The sequence below is a fragment of the uncultured Microbacterium sp. genome, assembly GCF_963524805.1.
GTDB lineage: Bacteria > Actinomycetota > Actinomycetes > Actinomycetales > Microbacteriaceae > Microbacterium.
On record NZ_CAURGG010000003.1, the window covers coordinates 126,979 to 148,441 of the forward strand.

At 67.4% G+C, this 21,463-nt stretch carries 17 protein-coding genes; 11 read left to right on the forward strand and 6 right to left on the reverse strand.

Annotated elements, in window-relative coordinates; genetic code table 11:
- Nucleotides 1-116 precede the first annotated feature (116 nt).
- From RWQ91_RS08160 to RWQ91_RS08185, 6 genes are all read left to right on the forward strand, one after another.
- Complete coding sequence (locus RWQ91_RS08160) at nucleotides 117-872, forward strand: ABC transporter ATP-binding protein (RefSeq protein WP_314504633.1); 756 nt, start codon at nucleotides 117-119, stop codon at nucleotides 870-872.
- Between the two features lie 10 nt (nucleotides 873-882).
- Entirely contained in the window at nucleotides 883-1,644 is a 762-nt protein-coding gene (locus RWQ91_RS08165; protein WP_314504635.1) for an ABC transporter ATP-binding protein, read from the forward strand.
- Nucleotides 1,645-1,737: 93 nt separating this feature from the next.
- A complete protein-coding gene (locus RWQ91_RS08170) occupies nucleotides 1,738-2,988 on the forward strand; it encodes an ABC transporter substrate-binding protein (protein WP_314505469.1) in 1,251 nt (416 codons plus the stop codon).
- 43 nt (nucleotides 2,989-3,031) lie between these two features.
- Nucleotides 3,032-5,044 carry an ABC transporter permease gene (locus tag RWQ91_RS08175; RefSeq protein WP_314504636.1) on the forward strand — a complete coding sequence of 671 codons (2,013 nt, stop codon included), beginning with the start codon at nucleotides 3,032-3,034 and terminating at the stop codon, nucleotides 5,042-5,044.
- Nucleotides 5,041-6,018 (forward strand): heme-binding protein, encoded by a 978-nt coding sequence (locus RWQ91_RS08180; RefSeq protein ID WP_314504639.1) that lies wholly within the window; start codon nucleotides 5,041-5,043, stop codon nucleotides 6,016-6,018. The genes RWQ91_RS08175 and RWQ91_RS08180 overlap by 4 nt, the downstream gene beginning before the upstream one ends.
- Nucleotides 6,015-6,962 carry a ketopantoate reductase family protein gene (locus RWQ91_RS08185; protein ID WP_314504642.1) on the forward strand — a complete coding sequence of 316 codons (948 nt, stop codon included), beginning with the start codon at nucleotides 6,015-6,017 and terminating at the stop codon, nucleotides 6,960-6,962. The genes RWQ91_RS08180 and RWQ91_RS08185 overlap by 4 nt, the downstream gene beginning before the upstream one ends.
- On the opposite strand, the gene RWQ91_RS08190 is transcribed toward RWQ91_RS08185, so the two are convergent.
- The gene (locus RWQ91_RS08190; RefSeq protein WP_314504645.1) at nucleotides 6,959-7,582 is read right to left on the reverse strand and encodes an MBL fold metallo-hydrolase; all 624 of its coding nucleotides are present in this window, start codon (nucleotides 7,580-7,582) and stop codon (nucleotides 6,959-6,961) included. The genes RWQ91_RS08185 and RWQ91_RS08190 overlap by 4 nt on opposite strands.
- A 158-nt stretch (nucleotides 7,583-7,740) precedes the next feature.
- Here RWQ91_RS08190 and RWQ91_RS08195 point away from each other — a divergent pair, with 158 nt between their 5' ends.
- Both RWQ91_RS08195 and RWQ91_RS08200 read left to right on the forward strand, forming a co-directional pair.
- Nucleotides 7,741-8,532, forward strand: coding sequence for an SDR family NAD(P)-dependent oxidoreductase (locus tag RWQ91_RS08195; RefSeq protein ID WP_314504646.1), 792 nt, complete (start codon nucleotides 7,741-7,743; stop codon nucleotides 8,530-8,532).
- A gap of 51 nt (nucleotides 8,533-8,583) precedes the next feature.
- Nucleotides 8,584-9,564 carry a flavodoxin family protein gene (locus tag RWQ91_RS08200; RefSeq protein WP_314504648.1) on the forward strand — a complete coding sequence of 327 codons (981 nt, stop codon included), beginning with the start codon at nucleotides 8,584-8,586 and terminating at the stop codon, nucleotides 9,562-9,564.
- 1,095 nt (nucleotides 9,565-10,659) lie between these two features.
- Here RWQ91_RS08200 and RWQ91_RS08205 read toward each other — a convergent pair.
- From RWQ91_RS08205 to RWQ91_RS08220, 4 genes are read right to left on the reverse strand one after another with little or no spacing between them, the layout of a single operon-like run.
- Nucleotides 10,660-11,502, reverse strand: a complete 843-nt coding sequence (locus RWQ91_RS08205; protein ID WP_314504651.1) for an N-acyl homoserine lactonase family protein — start codon at nucleotides 11,500-11,502, stop codon at nucleotides 10,660-10,662.
- 18 nt (nucleotides 11,503-11,520) lie between these two features.
- On the reverse strand, nucleotides 11,521-11,928 hold the full coding sequence (locus RWQ91_RS08210) for a carboxymuconolactone decarboxylase family protein (protein ID WP_314504654.1): 408 nt from the start codon (nucleotides 11,926-11,928) through the stop codon (nucleotides 11,521-11,523).
- Nucleotides 11,925-12,827, reverse strand: a complete 903-nt coding sequence (locus RWQ91_RS08215; protein WP_314504656.1) for an NAD(P)-dependent oxidoreductase — start codon at nucleotides 12,825-12,827, stop codon at nucleotides 11,925-11,927. Before RWQ91_RS08215 ends, RWQ91_RS08210 begins: the two co-directional genes overlap by 4 nt.
- Entirely contained in the window at nucleotides 12,824-14,023 is a 1,200-nt protein-coding gene (locus tag RWQ91_RS08220; RefSeq protein WP_314504658.1) for an NAD(P)/FAD-dependent oxidoreductase, read from the reverse strand. The genes RWQ91_RS08215 and RWQ91_RS08220 overlap by 4 nt, the downstream gene beginning before the upstream one ends.
- 94 nt (nucleotides 14,024-14,117) lie before the next feature.
- Between RWQ91_RS08220 and RWQ91_RS08225 the strand changes: the two genes are divergently transcribed.
- Both RWQ91_RS08225 and RWQ91_RS08230 read left to right on the forward strand, forming a co-directional pair.
- A complete protein-coding gene (locus RWQ91_RS08225) occupies nucleotides 14,118-16,433 on the forward strand; it encodes a LuxR C-terminal-related transcriptional regulator (RefSeq protein WP_314504660.1) in 2,316 nt (771 codons plus the stop codon).
- Nucleotides 16,434-16,515: 82 nt separating this feature from the next.
- Entirely contained in the window at nucleotides 16,516-17,682 is a 1,167-nt protein-coding gene (locus RWQ91_RS08230; protein WP_314504661.1) for a serine hydrolase domain-containing protein, read from the forward strand.
- 27 nt (nucleotides 17,683-17,709) lie between these two features.
- On the opposite strand, the gene RWQ91_RS08235 is transcribed toward RWQ91_RS08230, so the two are convergent.
- Complete coding sequence (locus RWQ91_RS08235) at nucleotides 17,710-20,337, reverse strand: LuxR C-terminal-related transcriptional regulator (RefSeq protein ID WP_314504662.1); 2,628 nt, start codon at nucleotides 20,335-20,337, stop codon at nucleotides 17,710-17,712.
- A 207-nt stretch (nucleotides 20,338-20,544) separates the two neighbouring features.
- Between RWQ91_RS08235 and RWQ91_RS08240 the strand changes: the two genes are divergently transcribed.
- Nucleotides 20,545-21,429, forward strand: a complete 885-nt coding sequence (locus RWQ91_RS08240; RefSeq protein ID WP_314504664.1) for a dioxygenase — start codon at nucleotides 20,545-20,547, stop codon at nucleotides 21,427-21,429.
- Nucleotides 21,430-21,463: the final 34 nt, after the last annotated feature.

Consider the following 21,463-nt stretch of genomic DNA (forward strand, 5'->3'; position numbering starts at 1 on the left):
GCGGTCCCCTTCCTGTCGCAGGCCGAATTGACAGTGCGGCAACCCGGGTCTATGGTCACCCTATCGTTAAGTAAAACTCACTTTCACCTGGTGAACAAGATCGAGAAGAGCCTGCATTGGAGCAGTTGCTGGAAGTCGTCGACCTGCGGGTGACGTATGGGGCCGTGGTCGCCGTCGATGACGTCTCACTGGAGGTCGGCGAGGGTGAGATCGTGGGTCTTATTGGCCCCAACGGGGCCGGCAAGTCCTCTCTCATCGATGCTCTGACGGGGGCCATCAAGAACCGCGGCGGTCAGGTCACCTTCGAAGGCTCCTCACTGGACGGGCTCGCCCCGCACGCCGTGGCCCGCCATGGGCTGGTGCGCACATTCCAGTCAGTCGAGCTGTTCGATGATCTGACCGTGCGGGAGAACCTGCAGGTCGCCGCAGAACAGCCGACTCTGTGGAGCATGTTCCGAGATTTGATCGTGCCGTCGAGGAAGACGCGCGAGGATGCCGTCGACTGGGCGAGCGGACTCTGCGATCTCGGCGACGTCGCAGACCGCTACCCGCGCGAACTCTCCCACGGTCAGCGCAAACTGACAGGGGTCGCGCGTGCACTGGCCAAGCGCCCGCGACTGGTGCTCATGGATGAGCCCGCGGCTGGGCTCGATACCGATGAGAGCATTGCGTTCGGTCGACGGCTGCGATCGCTTCCCGAGCAGGGCGTGAGCGTCCTGCTCATCGACCACGACATGGAGCTCGTGCTCGGCACATGCGACCGGATCATCGTGCTCGATTTCGGTGCGATCATCGCGGCCGGCACCCCCGCGCAGATTCGACAAGACAGCCGAGTCATCGAAGCATACCTGGGGGCGCACCATGACGGCTGAGGCTCCTCCGATGCTCGAGGTCATCGATCTTGCAGCCGGCTACAACGGCCTTCCCGTGGTCAGGGATGTGAACATCACCGTGAGCGGTGGGGAGATCGTCGCGCTCCTGGGAGCAAACGGCGCAGGAAAGACGACGATCCTTTCGACGATCGCTGGTCTCGTCAAGCCGATCGAAGGCTCGGTGAGGCTCGCCGGTGAGGAGATCTCCGGGCTGAAGCCGCACAAGCTGGCGCTTCAGGGAATCGCCCTCGTACCGGAGGATCGGTCGCTGTTCCTCGATCTCACCACGCGTGAGAACCTCACCGTGGCGGCGCCAAGAGGTGCCGTCAGAAAGAGCGAAGACGACATCCTCCAGCTTCTGCCGGAGCTCAAGAAGTGCCTCAACCGCAAAGCGGGGCTCCTGTCCGGGGGAGAGCAGCAGATGCTCGCCGTCGGCCGCGCACTCGTGGGCAGCCCGCAGGTGCTTATCGTGGATGAGATGAGCCTCGGCCTGGCGCCGGTGGTCGTCGAGCGGTTGCTGCCGGTGCTCCGCGACGTCGCATCGACCTTGGGTGCTGCGGTCCTGGTCGTCGAGCAGCATGTGTCGCTGGCGCTGGATGTCGCCGCCCGCGCGTATGTCCTCGCCCACGGCCGCATCGTGCTGGAAGGCGCCGCGGCAGCTCTGCGCAAGGACCAGGACCTCATTGCGGCCTCGTACTTCGGCGACCTCGCTGCTGAGGAGCAGCTGTCGGCCGACCGGACAGACGACGACGACATCGAGGCAACGTCATAGCTTTCGGCGACTCCCACCGCCGAAGAATCCCGCTCGACGAGTGGGGTGCACCATCACCAGGAACTGCAAAGAAGGAGTGACATGGACAAGAAGATGAGGCTGCGCACCGGAGTGCTCGTAGCCACTGTGGCGTGTTTCGGGCTCGCGCTCACCGGTTGCGCGGGCGGATCGACCGGCACCCCCACGGAATCGACCGAGGCTGCCGACCCCCTCGGCACTCCGAACGCCGCGTCCGGCGACCCGATCGTGTTCGGAACGCTTGACTTGGCATCCGGTCCGGTGACCTTCCCCGAGGTGCTCGCGGCGCAGCAGGCTGCCGTCGAGTACGTAAATGCCTACCTTGGCGGTATCAATGGTCAGCCGATCAAGCTCGTCACCTGTGAAACGGACGGCGCGCCGGCCACCTCGCAGCGCTGCGCGAACCAGATCCTGGATCAGGAGCCGGTTGCGATCGTGGGCGGAGCCGATATCGGGTCCCCTGGCGCAATGCCCATCTGGGAGACCGCCGACCTGGCGTACATCGGTGGGATCCCGTTCACGCCGGTGGAGCAGAACAGTCCGAATGCCGTGCTCTTTTCGAGCATCTCCACGGCGGACAACGCTGTTGCGTCGATCTTCGCCGCCCAGGAACTTGGCGCGAAGTCGGCTGCCGTCATCTACACCTCCGACACGCAGGGCACATCCACCGCCGAAGGCGTGATCATCCCGACCATGAAGGCGGCTGGAATCACCGACATCACGCCCGTGCCGATTCCGCCGACCGCATCCGACGTCTCGTCAGCGGTTGCCACCGCGGTCGGCGCCAACCCCGATGTCATCTACGTGAACACACCAGCGGCGTGTCCCAATGTGCTCAGCTCGCTGAAGCAGCTGGGCAACCAGGCGCAGCTGCTGGGAATCGATCCCTGCACATCGCCGCCGGCGATCGAAGGGGCGAACGGCGGAGCCGAAGGACTCTACTTCGCCGCCCCGGTCGACCAGGCCGACTCCGGTACGGCGGACGCGGATCTGTATGTCGCGGCGATGAAGAAGTATGCACCGGCCGATGTGCACCTCGACTCCCTGTCCGCGATGGGGTTCCAGACGATCATCAACCTGCAGGCGGCTCTGGCCGACTTTGCGCCTGAGGACCTCACAACTGAGGCGATCCTCGCGGCATTCCGGGATGGGACGGACAACACGAACTTCCTGGGTCACCCCTACACCTGCGACGGTGAGCAACTGGCAGGCGCTACGGCGATCTGCAACGCCTACCAGCACATGCTGCAGGTCAAGGACAGCGTTCCCGGGCTGGTCAGCGACGAGTGGCTGAGTCCCTCCGAGTACTACACGCCGGCTCACTGAGCTGACGCCTACACACAGAAAATGAGGGAGGTGACGAACGCACATGGATAGCCTGCTGCTCTTCGTGCTGCTCGGTCTCGGCGCCGGTTCGGTCTACGCCCTGCTCGGGCTCGGGCTGGTGCTCAAATACCGCAGCACCGGCGTGATCGACTTCGCGCACGGGGCCGTCGCGATGTTCTGCGCATATGTGTTCGTCAATCTCCGCTCAACGGGCACCCTTCAGCTTCCCTGGGTGATCCTTCCGCACGAGATCGTGATCGCGGACGCGGGGATGGACGTCCTCCCCGCGTTCGCGATCACGGTCGTCTACGGCACGATCCTGGGGGTGGTCCTGTTCCTCCTCGTCTACCGGCCTTTGCTGCGTGCCTCCCCGCTCACCCGTGTCTGCGCATCCGTCGGCGTGATGCTCCTGCTGGAGGGCATCGCCGTTATGAACTTCGGCACCACCTCGTCCGCGGCCGGAGCAGTGCTGCCGTCGGTGCCGATTCGCATCGCCGGAATCGCCTTCCCCTCCGACCGGCTCGTCCTGGTCGGAATCGTGGTGGCGGTCGCCGCGATTCTCATGCTGATCTACCGCTACACCAGGTTCGGGCTGTCGACACGCGCCAGCGCCGAGAATGAGGTCGGGGCCATGCTCATCGGCATCTCGCCTACCGGCATCGCCGCGAGGAACTGGGTCATCGCCAGCTTCCTGGCGGCGGTTTCAGGCATCCTCATCACGCCCATCTCTTCGCTGGATCCGACGTCGTACACCTTGTTCGTCGTGCCGGCCCTGGGTGCCGCGCTTATCGGGCGGTTCCAGTCGTTCTGGTGGACCGCCGCGGCAGGACTCGGTCTCGGCGTCGTGCAGTCGCTGCTCGTCAAGCTGCAGGTGATCTTCCCTTGGCTGCCGCAGCAGGGACTGGCCGACGGCCTGCCGTTCCTCATCATCCTGATCACGATGACGCTCACCACCGCGCGATTGGGGACGCGCGGTGGTGCGCTCGCCGCCCGCAACCCGTCGCTAGGCAGACCTACTCGGCCCGTGCTCAGCTCGGTCATCCTTTTCACACTGGGCGTCGTCGTGCTCGTGCTGCTCCAGGGATCGTTGCGGTCAGCATTCATCTCGTCGCTCTCGACCATTGTGATCTGCCTCTCGCTGGTCGTCCTCAGCGGGTACATCGGCCAGGTGTCGCTCGCGCAGATGTCCTTCGTGGGGGTTGGCGCGTTCACCTTGAGCCATTTAGGCACAAGCGTTGGAATCCCCTTCCCCTTCTCGCTGCTCCTGGCGGCTCTCGCGGTGGTGCCGCTGGGGATCATCATCGGCCTGCCGGCACTCCGGGTTCGTGGAGTGAGTCTGGCTGTCGTCACTCTCGCCGCCGCCGCCGCAATTGATGCTCTTGTCTTCAGCATCGTCCCCTTCACCGGCGGCCTCGGTGGACGGACGGTGGAGCCGCCGAGCCTCTTCGGCATCAACCTGGGCATCTCCGACGGAGCGGACTATCCGCGCATCGTCTTCGGCCTGCTGGTCCTGCTCGTCGTGGTCTTCGTGGGCTATTGCGTGGCGCGCCTCCGTAGCTCGGCGACCGGCCGGATGTTCGTGGCCATCAGGTCGAACGAACGCGCGGCCGCCTACGTCGGGATCCGCGTGGCGCCCGTCAAGCTGTTCGCATTTGCGCTGTCCTCGTTCATCGCAGGCCTTGGCGGCGGCCTCATCGCCTATCAGCAGGGGACAGTTTCGTCATCCGCGTTCTCCGTGTTCGCGTCATTGAGCGTCCTCGCGATCGCCTACGTCGCCGGCATCGGCCGGATCGCCGGCGCTGTGATCGCGGGACTCATGTTCGCCTCGGACGGACTCTTCGTGTCGTTCCTCGACAAGTTCCTGCACATCGGCCAGTACCAGATGATCGTGGCGGGCGTGGCGCTGGCGATCACGGCCATCGGCAACCCCGACGGAGTGGCCGCAGAGCTGGCCGGCGAGAAGGGTCTCTCCGGTCGGATCCAGCGGCTGAGGGACCGGATCTTCCGCGTACCGAAGCCTCGGGTCGAGGCAGAACTGATCGGAGTCGACGCATGAATCAGGGTCGGACCGGAGACGTGAGCCTCAGCGTCGCGCGCGCCCTCATTCAGCGCGCCATCGACAAGGGGGAGCAACTGCACCTCGCGGGGGGGATCGCGGTGGTGGGGGCAAGCGGTGCGCTCGTCTCGGCATCCCGCATGGATCGCGGTGGGGCCGGGGGAATGGCCCGTGCCCGTTCCAAGGCGTGGATCTCGGCCACACAGCAGATCCCGAGCGCGGAGCATCTGAAGCGGATGAACTTCGTCTCACCCCCCGTGGAGAAGGGTTTCGTCGGGGCGTCACCGGAGGCGATCTTTCCCGGCGCCGGTGGCATGCCGCTCCACGAAGGCAATGTCGTCGTAGGCGGCATCGCCGCCTCCGGCGCAACGGTCAGCCCATTCATCCCAGCGGGCATCGAGCAGCGGATGCTGATCGCGCACGGGCGTCCCGCGAATCCCGAAGATCTGGTCATCCACTACGCGATCGACCGTCCCTACGTAGGACAGCACGGGGACGACTACGAGAAATGGGGGCGCGCCTTCGGGGAGTGGACGGATGTCGACGACGAAGGCCTCGGCATGGCAGTGGCGCCACGGGCCAGCGCGCAGACCGAGCACGACTGGGCTATCGCGCTGGCGGATGCTGTGATCGCGGAGGCCAGCGGGCGCGGCATCCGGGTGGCCGTGTCGATTGTCGATCACCGTGGTGACCCCGTTCAGCAGGACTGCATGGACGGCACCGCGACGTCTGCGACGTTCCTCGCCACTGCGACTGCGGCGACCGCTGCCACGTTTCAGCTCCCGAGTGACGAGGTCGGAGAGCAGTTCGCCGGTCACCTCGATCGGATCGCCGTCACGCTGCCGTTCCCGCTTCTGACAACTGCGGGTGCCACCCCGATCTGGGAGGACGGGATGTGCGTCGGCGGTCTCGGCGTTGCCGGGGTCGCGCCGGCAACGGCTGCGGCAATCGTGCGATCGGCGCTCGGCGCATGAGCCGACGAGTCTGCATCGTCGGGTGCGGCGCAATCGGCGGCCTTTTCGCCGCGCACCTGGCAGCGGCGCCCGACGTCGAAGTGTGGGCGCTGGACGCGTCAAAGCAGCTGGTGGATGCGATCAATGCGGATGGCATTCGCATCACCGGGCGCACCGAGTTCACCGCGAGGGTGAACGCGCGCACCGACGCCGGGTCGATCCCGCCCTGCGAGCTCGGCATCGTCGCCACGAAATCCGCGTTCACCGAGGCCGCGATCAGCGCCGCGGCGGGCATCTTCGTCGACGGTTCCGTCGCGAGCGTCCAGAACGGTGTCGGCAACGAGGAGATCATCGCGCGGCACGTGTCGCGTGTGATCCGAGGCACCACGCTCGTTGCGGGGGCTGTCACCGGCGCTGGCGTCATCCGCTTCGACGCACCGGGGGACACCTGGTTGGGGCCCTTCGAAGCGAGCCCGGCACCTCTTGCGGACGTCGCACTCCTTGCGCGGTTGCTAAACGAGGGCGGGATGCCGACTCACGCCAGCGCGGATTCACGGACTGCGCAGTGGATCAAGCTCGTCTTCAACGCGGCCACCAACGCCGTAGGAGCGATCACCGGGCTGACGATCGGCCAGCTCGGCTCGAGCGAGTCGCTGCGCCCCCTGGTCGCTGGACTCATCGCCGAGGGGCAGTCCGTCGCGCGAGTCCAGGGAATTTCGTTCGGCGACGAGCCCCAGGAGATGATCGAGGACGCGGTGCAGCACGCGTTCTGGCATCGCGCAAGCATGCTGCAGGACGTGACCGCCCGCCGCCGAACGGAAGTGGACGTGCTCAATGGAGGCATCTCCGCGGCCGGCCGCCGGTACGACGTTCCGACGCCATTGAACGACGCGATGGTCTCGCTGATCGAAGGGATCGAGTCGTCGTGGGACACCAACCCTCTGGCCGACGAGGCACACGGCTAGATCCGGGTCGCGATCCCTGGGTCAAGCACCGAGATCGTCGTCGCCTCCGGGAGGAAGGCGCGCAGCATCCCGTGCGCCTGTCCGGTGTGCGCGAGGGCCCCCTCGTGCATCGGCACCACGACGCGCGGGGCGACAGCCTTGGCGAAACCGATCGACTCGCCCAGCTTGACCCAGGGTCCACTGATCGGAACCGCGAGGACGTCCACCGGAACGCCCGGCAACTCGTACGAGTCACCGCCGTGGAAGAAGGCCCCGCCGTCGACGAGATAGCCAGCATTCGCGATCGTCGGCACCTGGTCGTAGACGAAGGCGTGCGCGCCACCCACAACGTCGATCGTCGCACCGGGAAGGACGATGTGATCGCCCGCCGCGACCGGCCGTGCGCCCGAATCACGGGCGGTCTCAGGGTCCGTCAGAAAGACGGCATCCGGGTTCTCTTCCAGCAACCGGGCCACGACGGTGGGGTCGTAATGATCGTCGTGGCCGTGCGTGATCATGATGGCCGTCAGATCGGTGAGACCCTCCAAGCCCGAGGACATCGTCCCTGGGTCGAACAACAGGCGGGCGCCGGCGTCGGTTTCCACGAGCAAGGCAGCGTGACCGTAGTGAGTGACTCGCATTTGTCCTCCGAAGTCGGGGTTAAACGGTGCTCGGGAGTCACCATCCAAGCTATTCCATCAGTAAAAGCCACTTTCGCACAACGAAGTGTCGGTTCACATCGGGTCACAGCGACGTCCCATCCAGGGATGCGCTGCGTTAGGAGGAGACGCCATTGCCAATGAACAACGTCCAGGAAGCACGAACGGCGGTCGACACGGCCTGGCTCGGGCTGCACGGCTCTCGTGTGCTGATCGCAGGTGCGGGCGGGATCGGGAGCGCCTGCGCGCTCGCGTATGCGGCAGCCGGGGCATCCGTCGCGGTTGTGGACCGCAGCCGCGCAGCGCTCGACGCGATCGGCAACGCCCTCGATGCGGCGCCGGTGCCCTCCATGCTGATCGAGGCGGATCTTACCGAGCAGGGCGCGGGAGAGCGCGTCGTTGCGCAGGTCGTTCGGGAGCTCGGCGGCCTGGACATCATGCTGCACGCGGTCGGCATCAACGACCGGCGCCCGATCCTCGACTTCACCGAAGACGAGTGGGACAACATCCTCCGGGTGAACCTGTCATCCCTGTTCGGCCTCGCTCAGGCGGCCGGTCGGCACATGGTCGACCAGGGCTCCGGTCGCGTGCTCGCACTGTCCAGCGTGTCGGGCCTGCTCGCCCACCACTCGCACGGCCCGTATGCCGCGTCGAAGGGCGGCATCAACCAGCTGCTGCGCGTCATGGCCCGAGAATGGGCGTCCGCTGGAGTCACGGTGAACGCCCTTGCTCCGGGCTACATCGAGACTCCGCTGACCTCTGGGCATCTCGCCAAGCCGGGCAAGCGCGAAGAGCTCGAGTCGCTCGTCCCCGCGGGCAGGCTCGGCACGCCGGTCGAGCTGTCCGGCCCCGCACTGTTCCTTTCGTCGCGGCACGCTGGCTTTATCACGGGCCATGTGCTGTACATCGATGGCGGACGGACGCTCGTCTGATTACTCGGACTCTCGCCGGCACGGTTCGAAAACTACAGGAGGGATGAACTCATGATGAGGATTCTGGGCGTGACGGCCGGCGCAAGCGACCGGGGCAGCGCTGACATCCTGCTGAAAGCAGCACTGCAGGCGGCGAAAGGTGCGGGAGCAGACGTTGAGATGGTACGGATCGACGACCTCGATCTGTCGGTGGGTGCGGGCGCTCAGTCGGATGACGCGCAGTGGTTCTGGGACCGGCTCATGGAGTCCGACGGACTGATCGTCTCAAGCCCCATCTACTCCCGCACCCTGCCTGGCAAGCTGCGCCTGCTCGGCGACAAGATCTCCGGCCCGCAAGCTGACTTCGCATTCACGGAGGAGATCCTCAAGCTGCGCGCGGAAGGCCGTCCCTTGGCGGTCGACTTTCCTGTCGATGAACGCGTCCTGCGCCCACGGGTGGCGGGATTCATGACGGTCGGCGGATCCCTCCCTGAGCACTGGAAGTCGCTGGCACTTCCGCTCATGCATACGATCACCGCGTCCATGCAGGCTGCGGTCGTGGACCAGGTCCAATTCGCCGGCGCCGGGAGTCCGGGTTCCATCGTCCTCGATGGGGAGGCGCTCGAGCGTGCAGCTCGGCTCGGAAGCACCGTTGCAGAACAAGCGGGCCGTTCGTATGACGCTGCGCAGTACGCCGGAGCGGAGGGATTGTGTCCACAGTGCCACCTCAGCGTCTTCGAAATCTTGCCCAGCCATGTCGTGTGCGCGACCTGCGGCGCCCGGGGAGATTTGGTGCTCGCGGGCGGACGGGTGGAGGTGAAGTTCAGTACGGCCGGCCTGAGTCAATCGGTGCTGACAATCGAGGAGAAGCGTGCGCACTTCGCCGAGGTGCAGAGTACGGCCGCACGTCACAGCGAGTTGGCCGAGCTGATTGCCGATGGAGTGGCGCGTTACGACGACCTCGATTGGAGGACGTGTCCTCCCCGGCACGTCGATGGAGCGCGCAGCGATGGCGTCCATCAGCATCGCACCCCATCCGATCGCCGATCATGACCGCGGTCACGTCATCCTCGGAGGCGTCCGATGGGGTTCGGGGAAGGCACTCGCCCAGAATGACCTTGAAGCGCCGCGGTGCGCTTAGTGCCCTCGCTGTCAAGAAGCTCGGCGGAGCAGTTCAATGTGTTCCGTGCGTGCGGATGGTACGCACGGGTTCGGATATGCCTTCCAGCGGCGACTCTCCGTAGAGTGGATGAATCGAGGCCTTCCGGCAGGTTACGGCTACCGGCTTCCCACTACCGAGTCGTCCGAACTATTGCGTTGACAGGCTGACTCGCCGTCGAGGACGCTGCAGCCAGCGGTTTGGATATGCGCTCCTCACCCAACACGCGAGCAACCAAGGCGTGCGAAGAATCTGCGAACAGCTGAACACCTCCGAGGCGCCCTGAACGTTCACGAATAGCGCCGCGAATTCCGACGAATCAACGCCAACACACAGGATCCTGCCTGTGCGGGTGCGTTGAATCGGGGTTCAAATCCCTCCGTCTCCGCCACTGACATTTCCTCGATGTGCAGAGACGGACGGCCTGTGTGCATCGAAATGTTTCTGAGCGAATCGATCATTTTCATGTCTTCTCACTGAGCAGTCTGCCTTCTCGGAGACGGAGGGATTCTGGCTTCTTCACGTCCTTTCGGTCCGGTCAAGTCCCGGAATTCCGCGGATCTCGTCCGCGCGGATCCGAGGTGAGAAGAATTTGGGAAGAAGGACCGAGGGATAGTGCCCCTCGGTCTCGACTTCCTCGCTGGCCCGAAGGAGAACCAGCCCTCGCTGAACACTGTGAGGCGACGGTTGCTGGCAGCGGCGAGCTTGATTGCCGACGTTCGTGGAGCGCTTGGTGAACCGAGCCCCGCGAAGGGGCGAAGCGTCCCTCTCGCGGTGGGCGCTGAACCCATACTCACCGAGGTCACAACGACTGCGCTCGACTGCATTCGTTCTCGAACCTGCGCCCTTCCCCTCGATCGTTCTTTCTCACTCGCTTTCTCACAGGCCAGGCCACCCGATGGGCCCGTCAACAAATAACAGGCCGGTGGACGATCCCTTCCCGGCCGCTGCGAAGCGTTGGTCGTGATCACCCTGCCGTGAGGCCCTGGCTAGCGTGAGCGTTTGGGGACGCCCGGGCGATGGTAGAGCGGCGCTGTCTGGCGGAGCTTCCCGATCACGGCGATGTCTGGCTCCAGCAGTTCGCCGTCGTCGAGCGCCGACGGGTCGTGCCCCGTGACGATGAAGTCCACGGCCCCCGACGCGAGCATGCCTTTGACGGTCCAGAATCCTTGGTACATCGCGGGCAGGTCCGTCACCGAAACGAACGGTCGTTCGTCGCGCAGCTCTTCTCGAAAGTGCACAGCGTCAGAGGTCAGGAGTGCGACGCCGACACTCGTGCGTACGGTAATCATGGATTGGCCAGGCGTGTGGCCGCCCACCTGCATCACGGTGATCCCGGGAGCGATCTCGACCTGGGCGTCGAAGACGGTCACGCGCCCGCGCGCTCGCAGTTCCGCCAGCCGCTGCAGCTCTGGTTCTTCGGTGAAGTGGGAAATCATGGGGGCTCGCGATGTCGGCAGCGCCCAGAAATCCGATTCGGCGCGCGCGATCCAGAATTGCGATGCGGGGAAGAGGTCGAGATTTCCGATGTGATCCCAGTGCGCGTGCGTGATGATCACGGGATGCCCTGCGCCGGGGTCTACTCCGATGCGCTCGAGGAGCTCGGCCGGGGAGTGCAACACGACCCGGCCGCGCCTCGCGGCGGCCTCGGCCGCGTAGCCCGTGTCGACGATGATGGTGCGCTGGTCGTTCCGGATGATCCACACGTAGTAGTCCGTGGTGAATGGAGCATCCGGCTCGTCGTAGAGCGCGTAGTTCAGGAACGCCTCGCTGCGCGTTCCGGTGCGCGTTCCATGCCGCGCGATGACAACTTCGTACTGGTCGTCGGGCATGACGTGGTCCCGGAAGAGTTATGTGCTCGAGCCGTTGAAGCCGGCGACCGTCGGCTCGAGACCCTCGGCTCCCACGACCTCGCGCCACGCCTCGAACCCGTCCTGGAAGGCAACGATTCCCGCCTCCGGCAGGGTGATCTCGATGGCTTCGAGGATCGCCTGTTCGCTGACGCCGAGCTTAAGGGCGACCCGGATGTGCGCCTGGATCTGTGCGCGGGGCGCACGGATGACCGTGAGGCAGCAGATGAAGATGAGTTCCTTGGTCACGCGGTCGAGCAGACGCTCGTCCAGGTAGGCGGCGTTGACGATGCCGTTCGCCGCCTGCAGGAAGGTGAAGTCCTGCTTCGCCATGACCTTGTGATAGTCGAGCACGTAGCCGCGGCTCGTGACCATGTCGTCGATGTACTGCTGGGCGTCGTCGGTCATGATGAGTTCCTTTCGTGGGGGCGCAGCAGTACGTCGTGCGCCTTCTCGTACCATTCGGCGATTTGCGTGTGGTCGAGTCCGACTCCGCCCAGATCGTGCAAGGCGGATTCGGTGCTCGCGGTCGCGGCACGCGTGACGGGGGAGTCGACCCCCAGGTCGTCGGCGAGCGTCAGGGCGATGCGCAGGTCCTTGACCATGAGGTCGAGGGCGAATCCCGAAGCGTAGGCCCCCGTGAGGACCTGCTGCGGGTACTTGACCTCGCTCGCCTGGCTGCGCCCGGTCGACGCGTTGATCACGTCGACGAGCACGGCGGGGTCGATGCCGAACCGGGCTCCGACAACGAGCACCTCGGCGATCGCGGCGAGGTTCGTCGCCGACAGCAGGTTGTTGAGTGCCTTCGCCGCGTGCCCGGCCCCCGAGGGCCCCACATGGATGAACGCTGCCGACATCGGGGCGACGATCGTGCCCGCACGCTCGACCGCCCGGGCCTCGCCACCCGCCATGATTGCCAGTTCGCCGGTGCGAGCCTTCGCAACTCCGCCCGACACTGGCGCATCTACGAAGTCGACGCCCAGCGCGGATGCGCGGTTCGCGAGCTCCCGCGTGCTCGCGGGCAGCGACGAGCTCATATCGATGACGATCGAGCCGGGTGCAAGCCTCTCGAGCACACCGTCGTCGAGCAGGACCGATTCGATGATCCTGCTGTTCGGGAGCATGAGGATGACCGACTCGACATGGTCCGGGATCGCCGACAGTGCGGGAAGGGCGGTCGCCCCGAGCTCGCCGGCCAGCGTCTGCGCCGCCGGGCTGAGGTCGAAGAGCAGCAGGTCGGTGGTGCCGGCGAGGTGTCGGACCATCGGGGCGCCCATCATCCCGAGTCCGACGAAGAGAGTGCTCATGCGAGGTCGCTGTGGTGGCGGGGCAGTGCGCTGCGCAACACCGTCATGCCGGTCAGGCGCTTGAGCGTGGCCGCGGGATCGCTGAAGTCCGCGGAGCCACCGACCAGGCCTTCGAGCTTGGCGACGTCTGTTTCGTCGTAGACCATGTGCTTCGTCCGCGAGGCCATGGGCGACGCCTGGTCGCGGAACGTGTCGAGCCGGATGCGCGCCCACTCCTCGAGCACCGATTCGTCGTCCGTGCTCCCGACGACCGCTGCGAGCGGCTCGATGAGTGCGAGAAGGTCGTACACACCCGAGGTCAACCCGACCCCACCTGTCGGATTCGTCGCGTGAGCCGCGTCGCCGACGAGCAGCACGCGACCCTGCTTCATGCGATCCGCCGAGCGCTGATGCATCCGGTACGGCGCAACGGCGACGACCTCGTACGGCACGTCGCCGAAGCCGAGCGCGGCGAGTCGACCGGGCAGACGATCGCGCACTCCCTCTTCGGGAAGTTCCGCGGATTCGCTCCAGGTCCAGCGATAAAGACCCGTGTCGTCGATGCGCGCGATCACGCATCCGTTGACAGGGTCGAAGATCATGTTGGCGTTGCCGAGCCCGCCCAGTTCGTCGAACGGATAGCGGAGATTGGTGGCGACGAACCGGTCGGGCCACGTCGTGCCGTCGAACCCGAGACCGACGCTGCGGCGCACGACGCTGCGGGCGCCGTCGGCGCCGACGACCCAGCGCGCGCGCCACTGGCCACGTCCGCTGTCGGACTCCGCCTGAATGACGACGTGGTCACCCTCGTCCGAGACCTCGGCAACTCTGGCTCCGAACCCGACGTGGGCATTCGGCAGACGCTGGAGGTGTTCGAGCGCGATCCGGACGAGCTCGTGCTGGCCCAAGTGGATGTTGTACGGAAACCGCGAGACGGCGGCGACGGGCGCGAGCGGAACGTCGGCCTGGAGACCCGTCGACAGCACACGCTGGAGGAAAGCGGTATTGCGGAACCCACGCGCATCCATGTCGTCCAGGACGCCGAGTCGATCCAGACCCTCGAGAACGTGCCAGTAGTAGACCATCGCGCGTGGCGAGGGCACCACGTCCGGTTCGGCTTCGAGCAGCACGACTTCGCAGCCGCGCTGAGCAAGACCCAGGGCGAGAAGTGCACCGACCGGTCCGGCACCGATGACGACAATGTCCGACGTACTCATGGTGCAAGCTTCGGCTGTTCGACACCGGTGTCGCATCGGTGACCTCACCGGTGACCCGTCCCCGTGATCGGGATGGGTTAGTGTACCGAGCACAATGGAGTACGCGGCAGTCAGCGCGGCGGCGATGCGCGAGCGCACGGACGCACGTCTCAGCGACCTCGTGGTCGGCCTCGCTGCCGGCAGCGGGGGAGTGCTCGTGATAACGCGCGCGGACGGAGCGGCCGTGACCGGACAGATCGGGGCGCAGTCGCGCGTCGTTCGCGTATCTGCCGCGGCTTCGGAGTCGTCGATCGCTCTTGCCGGGTTGCACGCGATGATGCCTGCAATCGCCCGCCTCGGGGCTGACCCCGCCGCGCTCGCTGCGGAACTCCTCGCGCGCAGCGAACCCGGCACGCTGTGGCTCGTGGACCAGGCCGAGTTGCTTGATGCCGCCTCCCTCGCCGTGCTGCGCGAGCTGCCGGGGCTCGTGGCGAGCCTCCCCGTCGCGGTCATCGTCGCCGTGCGGGGCACCGTCGTTCCCGCCGAACTGGACGGCTGGCCGCGACGGGATCTGCCGCCGAGTCTGATCGCCGACCTCGACGCGGATGCCCGGCTCGACCTCGCGCTCGCCGTTGCCGATTCACCCGCGGACGAGGTCTACCGGTTGTTGCCGTCGGAGTCGCGACGCTCGGCGCACACCGCGCTCGGCGGGCTCTGCGCCGATCGGGGCGATTCCGTCGGCGCGGCGGTGCACGCGGCGGCGGCCGCCCTCGGTCCCGATACGCGTGTTTCCGCCCAGCTCGAAGACGCGGCCGCCGTCGCGGCGGTACGCGGTGAACACGATGTGGCGAGCGAGCTCCTCGAGCGCTCAGTCGGGCTCTCGGTGGAGTCGACGGATGCGTCGAGGCGGCTCGTCGTGGCGGCCGAGGCGGCCTGGCACGCGGGACGCGCCGACCGCGTCCGTGAGCTGACCCGTCGGCTGCGCGGACTGCGGCTGGGACCCCGGCTGCGCGCTCGATCGTGCCTGGTGGAGGGTTCTGTCGCCTTCGCGGGGGGCGACATGGCCGAGGCATACCGAGCCTTCATGGTTGCGGCGCGCCTCACCGTCGACGAGGACGCCGTCATCGCGACATCCGCTCTCTTGCGCGCCGCAGAGGTGGCGTGGTGGTCGGGCCGGCGCGACCGCGCCGCGGAAGTCGCGGCGATCGCAGAGTCCTTTCCGCGTGACGGCGGGACCAGCGCCGAGTTCATCGTCGCGGTCCTCGTGGGCGGAGCGCACAGCTTCGCGGGCGAGCTCGAAGCGGCGGGACACGAACTGACGGTCGCGCTCGGCCTGGCCGAGAGCCTGCGCGAACCCCGGGTCGCCGTGCTCGCAGCGCAGGCCGCGCTCCTTCTGGGCGATGACCGCGCGGCCGCGACGTTCCACGAGCGCACACTCGCCGAGCTGCGAGCGGCGCACTCACTCGGTGAACTTCCGTGGGTACTGCAGAGTTCTGCTTCCGTGGACATCTGGCAGGGAAATCTGCGCGGCGCCGCCGAGCGTGCGGAGCAGGCCGGGGCGCTCGACGCGACGATCGCGGCGGACGCCACACAGCAATCGGTCCTCGCTCATATCTCGGCGCTGCGGGGGAATGTCGATGAGTGCCGCACGCGCGTCTCGGACGTGCTGCGGATCGCGCAGCACGACCGCTTTCCAACGGCGGCGGCCTCGGCGCTCTGGGCGCTGGGCCAGCTCGAACTGGGGCTCGGCAACCCGGCCGGAGCGCTCGCCCAACTCGCGGCCATCGACGACCCCCGATCCGAGCACGCCCACCCGATGGTCGCGCTCTTCGCGGCGCCCGACCTCGTCGAGGCGGCGACGCGCACGGGCCGACCCGAGCTCGCGGCACCGGCGCTCGCCTCGTTCGAACGGTGGGCCGAATCCGGCGGGCGCTGGCCCCGCGCCGTCGTGCCCCGTCTGCGGGCGCTGGCGGCTCAGGGCGACGCAGCGCTCGTCCACTTCGAGGCGGCCGTCGCGACGGTCGCCGATACGGGGTTGCCGTTCGAGGAAGCGCGCACTCGGCTGCTCTACGGCGAGTACCTGCGACGAGACCGCCAGCGAGTGCTCGCGCGCACCCACCTCGAGCGGGCCGTGGAGCTGTTCGACACGGTCGGCGCCGAACCGTGGGCAGAGCGCGCGCGGCAGGAACTCCTGGCATCCGGACAGACGACGCGACGGCGCGACGGTGGCTCGGAGCAGCGACTCACCCCGCGGGAGCGCCAGATCGCCGACCTGGTCGTAGCCGGTGCGAGCAATCAGGAGGTCGCCGCGCGGCTCTTCCTCAGCCGCAAGACCGTCGAGTACCACCTGCACAAGGCATACACGAAGCTCGGGATCACGTCCCGGTCTGCGCTCGCCGACGCCCTGCAGGACACCCTCATCGACTGGTAGATCCATCGATGCGAGCCCGCCCCGTCGGCGGGAAGAGTCGAAGCATGCGAAGAAGCTTCTCTCCCCGTCCGCTGGTGATCGCGTGAGCACGGTTGCGGGGCTCGATCCCGCCGCGCTCGAACGACTGGCAGCCTCGATCGATTCCGATGTCGAATCCGGCCTCTACGACGGGGCGGTGATCCTCGTCGCGCGCGGCGGTCACGTCGGCCTGCACCGAGCCATCGGGTACGCCGACCGGTCGAGCGGGCGGCCCACGCATGTCCATGACGTGTTCCGCATCTTCTCGATGACGAAGGCGTTCACCAATGCGCTGGTGCTCAAAGCATTCGATCGGGGACTCGTGTCGCCCACGACCAAGGTCGTCGACATCATTCCCGAGTTCGCGGGCTCCGACCGCTTCCGAACGGGAGCCAAGAGCCGCGTCAACATCGAGCACCTGATGACACACCGTGCGGCGCTGTCGCCCACGCCGTGGCCCGTGCCGCCTCTCGAGGCTGGCGACCAGGCGCGCACCATCGCAGCGATCTGCGAGATGGACCTCGTGGGCACCCCCGGCGAGCGGGTCAACTATTCTCCCTGCCTGTCACACGCTCTCTTGGGCGAGATCGTGCGGCGCACGCTCGGGGACGGACGCACGTTCACGCAGACCCTCCAGCAAGAGCTGCTCGATCCGCTCGGGATGACCGAGACCTCGATGGGGGCGCCCGCCGCGTGGGCGGATCGTCTCGTCCCGGTCGTGGCGAAGTTCCCGCCGGGCGGATTCTTCTCGCCGAAGGATCTGGAAGACACCGGTGCGGCCGCGTACGAGGGAGCCGAGATGCCGTGGGTCGGTTGCGTCTCGACGGTGAACGACGTCTTCAGATTCAGCGAGATGCTGCGTCGGGGAGGGGAGTTCGCCGGTAATCGCGTGCTCTCGCCGGCGTCCATCGCACTCGCCACTCGCAATCACACCGGCGATCTGCTCAACGATCGGTACGCCAAACTCGTCGCCGCGATGGAGTGGGATCCGTGGGTGGCCAATATCGGTCTCGGCTTCATGCTGCGCGGTCCGCAGCTGTACCAGACCTTCTTCGGAACGATGGCGTCGGCGGGCACGTTCGGCGGCTACGGCGCAGGGTCGTCGCAGTTCTGGATCGATCCAGAGCGTGACCTCACGTTCGTGTGCATGACGGCCGGAATCCTGGGCGAGGCCGACAACGTGCGTCGCTTCCAGCGGCTGTCGGACATGGCGGTCGCAGCCGCGATCTGAGCGTCTGCCCGCCTCCTGGAGCTCAGTTCAGTGAGGCGGGCGCAGCGCGGCGGGGAGCTGCGCTCGCGAACTGATTCCCAGCTTCACGTACACCTTGGCGAGATGGTATTCGACGGTGCGGGGGCTGAGGTGGAGTTCGAGCGCCACCTCGCGGTTCGAAGAACCGTCGGCGACGAGGGCGGCGACACGGGACTCGTGAGCAGTGAGCTGGGCGCTCGGACCGCCCTCGTGGGTCCCGACGGTTTCGCCGCTGGCTCGCAGCTCTGCACGCGCGCGGTCGGCCCACGCCGCCAGCCCAAGGGACGTGAACGACGCCAGCGCCGTCCGCAGATGATCGCGTGAATCGAGGCGGCGGCGGAGCCGGCGCAGGTGGCGACCCAACAGCAGATGCGTCCTCGCGTGCTCGAAGGGCCGACGCGCCGATCCGGGGTCGTCGAGCGCACGCTCGAAGTACGCGGCCGCCTCATCCGGCTCGGCGAGCAAGGCACGCACTCGGAACCTCGTCGCCTGCGCCCAGAGCGAGCCGTGCGTCGCCCATTCCTCGAACGCCGCGACGGCATCCTGCACGGCATCGATGTGGCCGGTGTCGACGGCGGCCTCGACCAGATCCGGCGTGGCGTAGAGAGAGACGATCGGATGCCCGGTGCCCGCGGCGAAGAGGGGTGCGAGTTCGCGGTACGCGCTCTCGGGGCGGTCGAGGCTCAGCTCGAGTCTGCCCACGGCCCACCGGGCGGTCGGGTAGCGCTCGTCGGGAGCGGCGGCTACCGCGCGATCCGCGAAGTCCCGCGCGGAATCCGCCTCGCCCCGGAGTGCTGCGAGGTGCGCGAGCATCGCCAGCTGGAACGACCCCTCGTACTCTTCGTGTGCATCTTCGGCGAGGCGCAGACCCTCCTGCGCCGCCGCCGTGCTCGCATCGAGCCGCCCGTGCAGGGCGTTGACGTAGGCGTGCAATTCGAGTGCGAACGGCAGTTCGGGAGCGCTGCCGGACGAACGGAGCTCTTCGATCGCGCGTGATTGCAGCGTCACGGCGCGGATGTCGTCGCCGAGCAGTCCGGCGCACTCGCTCGCGTAGAGCAACCAGCGCGGATCGCTGAACTCTTCGGCTTCGGTCAGAGCGGCGGTCAGGGCGGGCCCACCCGTGTCGAAGCGGTGCGCGAGGATGTCGATTCCCGCGGGCGACGTGCTGCGCGCGAACCGCGCGAACCGCGAGTCGCCGTCGACCGACGAACGCACAAGGTTCATGGCGCTCTGCGACCAGTCGCCGAGCCCCGCCCACCAGGCGATCCCCGTCGCCCGCGACGCCAGATTGACCGCCATTTCGGGGTCGGACTGCGAGACCGATCGGGCCCCCGAGACGAGCACCGAGAAGGCGTCGTCGGGGTGCCCGCTGCCGAGCGCGATGGCTCCCGCGACGAACGCCGAGGTGGCGCGGGCGGCGGGGTCCGTCACCAGGGAGTCGGCGCGCGTGAGCAACTCCGTCGCGCGATCGCCCTGTGCCGCCTGCCAGTATGCCGAGGCCGCGGCGACCAGCCGACGGCCTTGCTCGGCGGGCGCGGTGCTCATGTCCGCGGCCCGTTCCCACGCGCGCGCCGCGCCGCTCGCGCCGCCCCTGCTCCGGGCGAGATCGACCGTCTGCTCCAGCGCTGCCGCGATGGCTTCGTCGGGTGAGTGCTGCGCGGCCGCCCGGTGCCATGCCCGTCTGTCGGCGTCACCCGGGGCGTCGAGGACGGCCGCGATGCGGAGGTGCGCGTCGTCTCGGTCGGTGAGAGGAGCCCGGAAGTAGGTGACGGACCGCAGCAGAGGCCTGGCGAAACGCACGCGCTCGTTGCTCACGACGACGATGCCGGCCAGCTCGGCGGGGGTGAGGTCGGAGAGCGCGACATCGGAATCGAGGGCGAGAGAGGCGAGATCCGTGGTCTCCCACGCCGCGAGGAGCAGGAGTGCGTGCCGCGTGGCGGCGGGTAGGCCGTCGAACACGGGCGCCCACCACTCGAGCGCTGGACGTGCCGGCGCGGCCACGGAGGGCAGGCGCGCGCGCCCCTGCAGCTCTGCCTGGCTCCACGCGGCAATGACCTCGGTGATCCAGCCGGGGTTGCCGTCGCAGACACCGAGGATCGCCGCGCGAGCCTCGGTGTTCAGGGGAACCGGTGCCGATTCGGAGGCGACGAGTGCGGCCGCGTCGTCGTCGAGTCCGCCGAGGCGAAAGAGCGCGAGACCGGAGTCGGCGTAAAGAGCACCCGGCCGATGGCTCACGAACACGAAGCCGAGCGGTGTGCCCGAGACCCGCCGAGCAACGAACAGGAGCACGCGAGCGAGCGCGGGGTCGAGCTCGTCGGCATCGTCCACCACGACGAGAGTGCGTTGGTCGCCGACGTCGTGCAGCAGCTGGTCGCGTGCTGCGACCAGCGCGGACAGCGTTCCTTCTTCCGGGACAAGCGAGGCGAGGTCGCGGCCGTGCAGCACGCGAGGCACCGAGCACGCGAGCTCCGTCAGCAGCACGGTCTTGCCGATGCCCGGAGGGCCGTGCAGCACGAGGGCGCCTGCCGCGTCGGGGCCGTCCCAGAGCAAGGCGTGCAACTCTCGCAGTTCGTCACGACGGCCGGCAAACGTAGCGTCGACGATCGACGGCGAGGCGGGGAATCCGTTCGTCGTCATGGCGCTCCAGCGGGTACAGGTGGGCTCATGGATGCGACAAGTCACGACCGGGAGCGACGATCTGAAGATGTCTGACCCCAGCGACGCGGTCCTGTTGCCGCTCCATGAAGTGCACGGCACACAGATCCTTACACACTCCGGCGTCCGAGTTGCCGGCACCCCTCGGCACGCGGGCCGCCACCCGCGGTCGGCGATGCGGGTAGCCCGATGAGCCGCCTGGCCGATGCGCTCGCGCAGGCCGAACGTGAGCGCAGACTCACCGAGGAAGTCGTCGCGAGCTTCTCGTCGTCCGACGATCCCCGTTTCCGGCTCGTCATGGAAAGCCTCGTCCGTCACCTGCACGGCTTCATCAGGGATGTGCGGCTGACCCAGGACGAGTGGGACGCGGCGATCGCCTTCCTCACACGCGTAGGAGACATCACCGACCAGTGGCGGCAGGAGTTCATCCTGCTCTCCGACGTGCTGGGTGCCTCGATGATGACCGTGGGAGTCAACAGCCCCGCGCGCACGGAGGCGACGGAGTCCACGGTCTTCGGACCCTTCTTTCTCGCGGATGCGCCGGCCTTCGAGAACGGAGACGACCTGTCGCGGGGCCTCTCGGGCAGGCCGTGCCACGTGCACGGCAGCGTCACCTCGGCGACCGGGACGCCGCTGGTCGGCGCTCGTGTCGAGGTCTGGGCGGCCGATGACGAGGGCTTCTACGACGTGCAGGTCGTGGGGACGGAGTTCGCGGGACGCGGACACCTCGCCACGGACAGCAACGGCGAGTTCTCTTTCTGGACCGTGCAACCGGCCCCGTATCCGATTCCGCACGACGGTCCCGTGGGCGACCTGCTCGCGGTGGTCCGGCGGTCGCCCATGCGCCCCGCCCACATCCATTTCATGGTCACCGCCGACGGGCACGAGAAGCTGATCACGCACGTCTTCGTCGCGGGGGATCCCTGGCTCGAGAGTGACGCGGTATTCGGCGTGAAAGAAAGCCTCATTCTGGACTTCGTCGAGCGCGAGCCCACCGCGAACGGCCCGCAAGGGCGGTCGCTCGAAGAGACGTGGAGCGAGGTCCGCTTCGACATCGTGCTGGCCGAGGACTGACGCGCACCTGCCGAACCAGACCCGCTGAACCAGA